Raw genomic sequence first — 6,785 nt, 5'->3', positions numbered from 1 at the left:
GCGGCATCGGGACAGTGTCAGCATTCACTGGAGCCGGGATGATGTGGGTGACCGGGACGGGCTGGTGAAGCGGCTGTCGCGTGAGCGGCTGAAGGATACCACGCTGGATTATCTGCATGACCGGGATCGGGATGCCGGGTTCGCGCGGCGGCGCGGTCTGGATGTCCCCGCGAGCGGGATCATGGTGGCGCGCGGCAAGGCTGTCTCAGGTCTTCGGCAGGACAGGCAGAGCGAAGTGACCCATGAGCCTGCACCGGCAGAGCAGAAACGCGGGATGTTTGACGGGCTGGAGCTGTCCGTGGGGTCTGCTCGTCGCATCAGAGAAAAAGACGTGCCGGACGGGATGGAGGCTGAGGCCAGTAAGGGGAATGGCGGAGTTGAGCGTGAGGCTCCTGCCTCTCCCTTTGCGGGGCTGCAGCTGCGGTCTGTGAAGCGCGGGAAGGAACCAGCCCTGCCGGACGGGTTTGTGCCGGGGCGTGATCCTCTGCATCAGGCGGTGGAGCGGTATGCGCGGGCCATGATGGATGCTGAGCGCATGGTGCGTCAGGAGCTGCCTTTACTGGAGTATCAGAAGAAGGCGCTGTCTGACGCTGTGCGAGATCTGGAGCGGGTCCGGCCTGGTGGGGAAGCCGATATGAGGGCTGCGCTGAAGCATCAGCCGGACATCGGGCCGGTGCTGTATGGTCTGGAAGGTCCGGCGCGGGCGCGCAAACTGGTCGAGGGGCTTGAGCATGAGGAGAGGGTGCGCAGGAGCCCGGATCTGCGTGCTGAGCGGTTTGTGAAGGCGTGGGAGGGTCTGAGCCACGCGCAGCAGGGTGTGGCACTGAAGGATCTGAAGCGGGATACACAGCTTGCATCCGTCCTGAGAGAGAAAAGCCGTGAACTGGGGGTCAGAAAGGGATCAGCGCTCGATCACGCTTTACATACTCCTCAGCGCGAGCATTCTCTCTCGCGTTCCAGGTCGCGCGATCGGGGGTGGGATATGGGGATGTAAAACAGAAGACGTACAGGAAACTGTACGTTATAGTGGGTTTGGAGGATCGATCATGACCTGTGTTTCCTATACCGACCTGCGCCAGAATCTGGCGCATTATCTGGATGAAGCCGTGAACAGCCGTGCGCCGATTGTCGTGACCCGCAAGACCGGGAAAGGCAGTGTCGTGCTGATGTCGGAAGAAGAGTTTTCTGGCTGGCAGGAGACCGTGTATCTCCTGAGCAGCCCACGTAACGCGGAGAGGCTGTTGCGGAGTATTCGTGACATTGAGCGTGGGGTGATGAGTGAGCGTGATCTGCTTGAGCCGCAGGGCGAGCCGTCAGCGTGAAGGTCTTTTTTCACGAAGATGGCTGGGAGGATTATCTTTCGTGGCTCCAGTCAGATACTGCAGTTCTTGAGAAGATCAATGCCCTGATCGAGGATGTAAGGCGGCATCCGTTTCAGGGGCTGGGCAAGCCGGAACCACTGAAGGGGCAGCTTTCCGGGTGGTGGTCTCGTCGGATTACGGGAGAACATCGTCTGGTCTATCGGGTTCAGGGGCGCTCAGGGGATGATCAGAGGGTCGAGATCGTCCAGTGCCGGTTTCATTACTGAGGGAGTGAGTGATAACTGTCCTTCAGATGAAGGGTTTTTCGAACCCTCCATCCAGCAGGCGGCGGCACTCGATCTACTCAAAACTCAAATCAAAAACGAACCCCAAAGTAGCCAATCAAATCGCTAAAAGCCTGAAATCACCAACTAAGCGTATCAATCAAGGGTTCTTCGATCCCTCCAGGTCGCTTCCAGTGGGGCCTTGTCCCACAGCCCCGCTCCGATGAAATGATGTAGCCGGTCATAGGGGACCGCATCCGAACGCATGGCCATGGGCTGGATGCTCTTGCGATCTCCTGGCCCGATCAGGCCTTCGATATAGACCGGGCACATTTTACGCCGCGTCTTGTTACCAAGACCTTCCAGTTACGGGACGAGCCATTGCTCAAGATCCGCTTGCCAGCCTCCGTCAAAGTTGGCTCCCCATGAATCACGCAATCAGCCCCATGGGAATCCTAAAAATCATACTTCTGCTAAAGTAGTGCTATCACTACAGTTGCAATCATATAATTAAACAAATTAATGATTAGTTAAATTTATTTCTAAATTCTCTTTAGATATAAATTTCCATATCGGTTCTTTTTTATTAGATATATCTCCAATAATATTAATCTCCTCTTCAGTGGCTTGTTTTGGGTTTTCTTTTTTTATATTGTAAATCATATTATCAAATGCCTCTTCAATTGTACTTCCTATTGAAAAAAACGAAGACTGATAATAATCAACTTTATTATTTCTAGATGGAACAAGCCTTACTAAATTTAGAAAAATAATTACTTTTATATCAATATTGAAAGCCTCTGCTACAGCTACAAAATTATTATCAGTGTTAGATTCAAAGTAGCGTGCGAATTGATCTTTTTCCATAGAATAATTTCCTAAGTTAGGGGTCATATTGAATATAAAACCAATATGACCCTTTTTATGAACTAAGAAGCTATTGAAATATTTTCAACAATAATTTCATCTTCCAGATATGGTCCTGAAGATATTACCTGGATAGAGATTATCGTTTCGTTTTTCATTATTTTTTTTCTATCGAAATGGATAGTAGCATCACCATTTGTCCATCTCATATCGGTTGATTCTATATTATTCCATCCTTTTAAATCGCTGTTGGTAAGATGTTGTGTAATATTTATAGTTTCGTCACTTTCAAAAGATATAATTTTTCCAATTAAAACTCCTAAGTTACGGCGATCATCTACGAATGGTCCAATAACGTCGCATGGCCTACTTGATCTAGAAACAATCCGTACAGAAGTAGTATCTTTTGGAAGCCGGAATGTTACGAAACTATTTGTATTTCGGATTGGATTCAACTTGGACCCAGAATTAGTTATCAAATACATTCCATGATTTTTCACAATATTTTTTGTTTTTTGGTTTTTAACTATCCCTAGATCTTTAGCTCTACTAACAATTTTATTATATATATATTCAACTGTATCTCTAGAAACATCTAGAACTGCAGCAGAATCTATATTCCAACCTTGATTTTTATTAGTGATATTAATAATATTTTCTCTGCTAGAGAAGTATCGTCTATTGCCAGTATCTAAATACGACTCGGACAACATTCCATCAGCCCAAATAACAGAGTGTTCTTCTGTTTCTATATGATAGAAATTATAAGAAGTTACGCTTCTATCGTAGAAAATACTTTGTCCGTTAACTAACATACGAGCTGGAATAAATTTTCCGTTAAAAAACAAGCAATGTTCTGGTGTAACAAGAAGATCTTTATGCGGCGTATTATCAGAGATTGAATTTTTCAAAATCCGAACCGGATATCCAGCTTGATCTTCTGGAAGATTAGGCTGTAATTTGCTCTTTTGATAACCTACCCACGTTAGTGGACGAATTACTTCACTTTGTGTTTCCCAATTAAAAGTAACTACCTCATCACCTATACCCAAAGATTCTACAGGGACTTCTCCATGCGGAGTTCGAATAAGTGTCCCAGGTAGATAGCAAACCAATGTAACGGTATCTCCAGAGATGATAAAAGTATCATCACTTGGATACGATCCTGATAATTGCAATTTTACCGTCTGAGTAGACGTTGTTACGGTAAGAAGTCCAGAGTTACTAACTCCAGCATAGGTTATGCTGCCCTCGAGAAATGAAAAATCTATCGACCCCATATAATTGAGAGTTGCATTGACAAGCGATGATACACTAGAAATCGATACCATTCCTCCATCATTGATGACAGAGTTACTAGAAATACCGCCAGAAGATACTATCTCTATACCACCGCTATTTATAGAATCATTATAAGATTTTGCTCCAGAAGATATTATCTCCGTACCTCCGGAGTATATATTGCTTGACGATACTATAGACCCATTTGAAGCTAATAAAATTCCTCCTGAAGAAACAATATTGTTAGTAGCTACACTTCCATTATTTATTATTTCTTTTCCTGAATTTATTATTAACGTAGATATAATATCTGTGGAAGATCCAACTACATTCATAGTTCCACCAGACAACACGACATCTGATGTGGTTATAGTATTTTCTATTTGTGCGCTTCCGCCAGAAAAAATAGTAGCTCCAGAAAATATACTTTGATTAGTTGATGTTTTATTTCCTGCCTGGCCATATCCAACATCTATATATGCACCAGACATGATCTGCGCGCTAATAGAGACTGCACCGTTATAAATAGTAGCAGACGCTCCAGATTCTATTCTAACATCAATGTCTTTTCCCAAAAAGGCTCCTGAAGACGGCATTTGACCATAATATAAACCGTCTCTAAAATTACCTCCACTAGATATAACAGCTCCGGAAACTGTTCCGGAACTCATTACATAAAGACTTCCACCTGATTTTACATTAATTCCGGATGCAGTTCCTCCTGAACCAGAGGCATATTCAGTTGCACCATTTGATATTATGATACTTCCATCTGAATAAGATTTGTCATTATATCCTTTTGCGCCGCTAGATAACGTCTCATTGCCATATACAATGCTACTTATGGTAGATGCACCATTATATAGTGTAGACTGCCCTCCCGAAGAAACAATGCTACTTGAAGCTGTTCCTCCGGATACAATTTCTGTTCCTCCAGACATAATCGTTGTGCTAGTTACTATGGATCCCGTTCCATAAGAACTATTTACATTTATTAATCCACCTGAAGATACTGTTGTTAAATTAGCACTTCCTCCATTATCCAAATAAAGTAGACCACTGTTATTAACAACAGTACTATTAACATTCCCATATTGGGCTACATACACTGATCCAGACGAATTAATTGTCGTAGAGTTTAGTGTTCCACCAACAAATGAAGCTCCTCCTTGCCCAGCTCTAATTACTCCACCTGATGATACGGAGAAGTTATTAGCAATTCCTCCTTTGGATACATTATAAGTATTTCCGCTTGTTACAGTTATGTCAGATAAAACCTGTCCTGAAGATACATTGGTAGTAGTCATGTTTCTTCCAATCTTACGTTTACATTGTAAGATACAAACTTAGACAGGTTTTTTCTAACTCCACAACTGAATTGTTTAGACATAATTATATGTCACATAAAGTTGGGGGGATCTGACGTGCCCCCCTTTTTGTATCCACTCAAAAGGAGAGTTCTCGTTTTTTATGGCTTTGGGTTGATTGGATGACAAGGGTCTCGGGGGCATGCCCCCGAGACCCTTGTCTGGCGATCTGATCCGGTGTCCTGCCATCCAGTTGGGAATGGGGACGCACCGTATTGTAGTCTTCCCGCCAGTCAGCCAAAACCTGTCGCGCATGGCTGAGGGAGGTGAACAGCGTTTCGTTGAGGCATTCATCCCTTAATCGGCCGTTGAAACTCTCGACAAAGCCGTTCTGCTGCAGTTTCCCCGGGGCGATATAATGCCATTCGATCTTCATCTCATCGGCCCATTTCAGGATGGCATGGGATGTGAATTCCGTCCCGTTGTCGCTGACAATCATGAGAGGTTTGCCATATCGCTCCACCAGCACCGTCAGTTCCCGCGCCACACGTCCGCCTGACAGCGATGTGTCGGTAACCAGTGCCAGGTTCTTGCGACTGAAATCGTCGATAACAGCCAGAATGCGGAACCGGCGGCCACAGATCAGGGCATCCGAGACAAAATCCAGGCTCCAGCGCTGTCCGGGTTCCTGGGGGATGGTCATGGGAGAGCGCGTTCCCAGTGCCCTCTTTCGACCGCCCCGATGACGGACTTTCAGACCTTCCGCCTGGTAAAGGCGGAACAGCTTCTTGTGATTGGGACTGAAGCCTTCCCGCGCCAGAAGATACCCCAGGCGGCGATAGCCAAAGCGGCGTCGTTGGTCCGCCAGTTCCCGCAGGCGCTGGCGCAGGGCAGCATCGTCCGCTCCGGTAGAAACATACCGCGCGACACGCCTGGCAACACCAACAAGCGCACAGGCACGGCGTTCACTCAGGGCCAGAGCCTCCCGTATGTGTCGGACCGCCTGCCGTTTCGCGACAGGCGTCACCACTTTTTTCCAACGATTTCCTTTAGGGCCGCATTATCCAGCATGGCATCCGCCAGAAGACGTTTCAGGCGGATGTTTTCATCTTCCAGCGCCTTCAGCCGTTTGGCCTCGGATACCTCAAGACCACCATAGCGGGTCTTCCATTTGTAAAACGTCGCATCACTGATCCCGTGTTTGCGGCAAAGATCAGAAACCTTCAGCCCAGCCTCCTGTTCCTTCAGGATCCCTATGATCTGCTCTTCCGTAAAACGACTGCGCTTCATTCGTCCGTATCCTTCTCGATCGGACTCTACTTTTAAATGATTACATTTTCGGGGGGCACGTCAGCAAGCCTGCCTTCGTGATTTTTACTGCGGGTCCTCCTCGTGCGCCCCAAGTTTATAAGGAGGCGGCCGAGGTTGTGGCGCAGTTTGGTATCCCTGTTGCTCCTGTTGTTTTGCCTGAGCGTGCAGTTTTTCATCATAGCGTTGGTTCCGGTCGTACTGCGCAGGAAGCGGAGCCGGAAAGCAAGGCTGCTGCTGATATAGCACTGTTGTGGAATTGGATGTGTGATCAAGTTAACATGCCATCACACAAACAAGATGACACAAAAACGCGTTAGCAATTTTCTAGGCTCAGGACCTATTAATTTATTGAACTGAGCGAGAGATTGTGATTCACAGGCTTACCGATGGAGGATGAGCCTGTGAGTGACGTATTTTTACTATCTGAGAGTCAG

At 46.7% G+C, this 6,785-nt stretch carries 6 protein-coding genes and 2 pseudogenes; 4 read left to right on the top strand and 4 right to left on the bottom strand.

From position 1 onward, the window contains the following. From GOB58_RS12650 to GOB58_RS12640, 3 genes and pseudogenes are all read left to right on the top strand, one after another. Nucleotides 1–994 (top strand): annotated as a pseudogene (locus GOB58_RS12650) (Ti-type conjugative transfer relaxase TraA); the annotation flags it as partial. A gap of 52 nt (nucleotides 995–1,046) precedes the next feature. Further along, entirely contained in the window at nucleotides 1,047–1,322 is a 276-nt protein-coding gene (locus GOB58_RS12645; RefSeq protein WP_173560430.1) for a type II toxin-antitoxin system Phd/YefM family antitoxin, read from the top strand. Further along, a complete protein-coding gene (locus GOB58_RS12640) occupies nucleotides 1,319–1,588 on the top strand; it encodes a Txe/YoeB family addiction module toxin (protein ID WP_173560429.1) in 270 nt (89 codons plus the stop codon). The genes GOB58_RS12645 and GOB58_RS12640 overlap by 4 nt, the downstream gene beginning before the upstream one ends. A gap of 183 nt (nucleotides 1,589–1,771) precedes the next feature. Here GOB58_RS12640 and GOB58_RS12635 read toward each other — a convergent pair. The 4 genes and pseudogenes from GOB58_RS12635 to GOB58_RS12620 form a co-directional block, all read right to left on the bottom strand. After that, a pseudogene (locus tag GOB58_RS12635) lies at nucleotides 1,772–1,951 on the bottom strand (transposase); the annotation flags it as partial. A gap of 153 nt (nucleotides 1,952–2,104) precedes the next feature. Beyond that, nucleotides 2,105–2,452: a hypothetical protein gene (locus tag GOB58_RS12630; RefSeq protein WP_173560428.1), complete on the bottom strand. Its 348-nt coding sequence runs from the start codon at nucleotides 2,450–2,452 to the stop codon at nucleotides 2,105–2,107. A 62-nt stretch (nucleotides 2,453–2,514) separates the two neighbouring features. Then, on the bottom strand, nucleotides 2,515–5,040 hold the full coding sequence (locus tag GOB58_RS12625) for a Hint domain-containing protein (RefSeq protein ID WP_173560427.1): 2,526 nt from the start codon (nucleotides 5,038–5,040) through the stop codon (nucleotides 2,515–2,517). Nucleotides 5,041–5,179: 139 nt separating this feature from the next. Then, nucleotides 5,180–6,330, bottom strand: a protein-coding gene (locus tag GOB58_RS12620) for an IS3 family transposase (protein ID WP_242005354.1) whose coding sequence is annotated in 2 segments (ribosomal slippage) — nucleotides 5,180–6,072 and nucleotides 6,072–6,330 — 1,152 coding nt in all. Because the reading frame shifts where the segments join, the coding sequence is not laid out codon by codon here. A gap of 137 nt (nucleotides 6,331–6,467) precedes the next feature. Here GOB58_RS12620 and GOB58_RS12615 point away from each other — a divergent pair. Next, nucleotides 6,468–6,668: a hypothetical protein gene (locus tag GOB58_RS12615; RefSeq protein ID WP_242005353.1), complete on the top strand. Its 201-nt coding sequence runs from the start codon at nucleotides 6,468–6,470 to the stop codon at nucleotides 6,666–6,668. Nucleotides 6,669–6,785 lie beyond the last annotated feature (117 nt).

The organism is Acetobacter thailandicus (assembly GCF_011516655.1).
Classification (GTDB): Bacteria; Pseudomonadota; Alphaproteobacteria; order Acetobacterales; family Acetobacteraceae; genus Acetobacter; species Acetobacter thailandicus.
The sequence above is the reverse complement of the archived record's forward strand: the minus strand, read 5'-3'. Positions and strand labels throughout refer to the sequence as shown.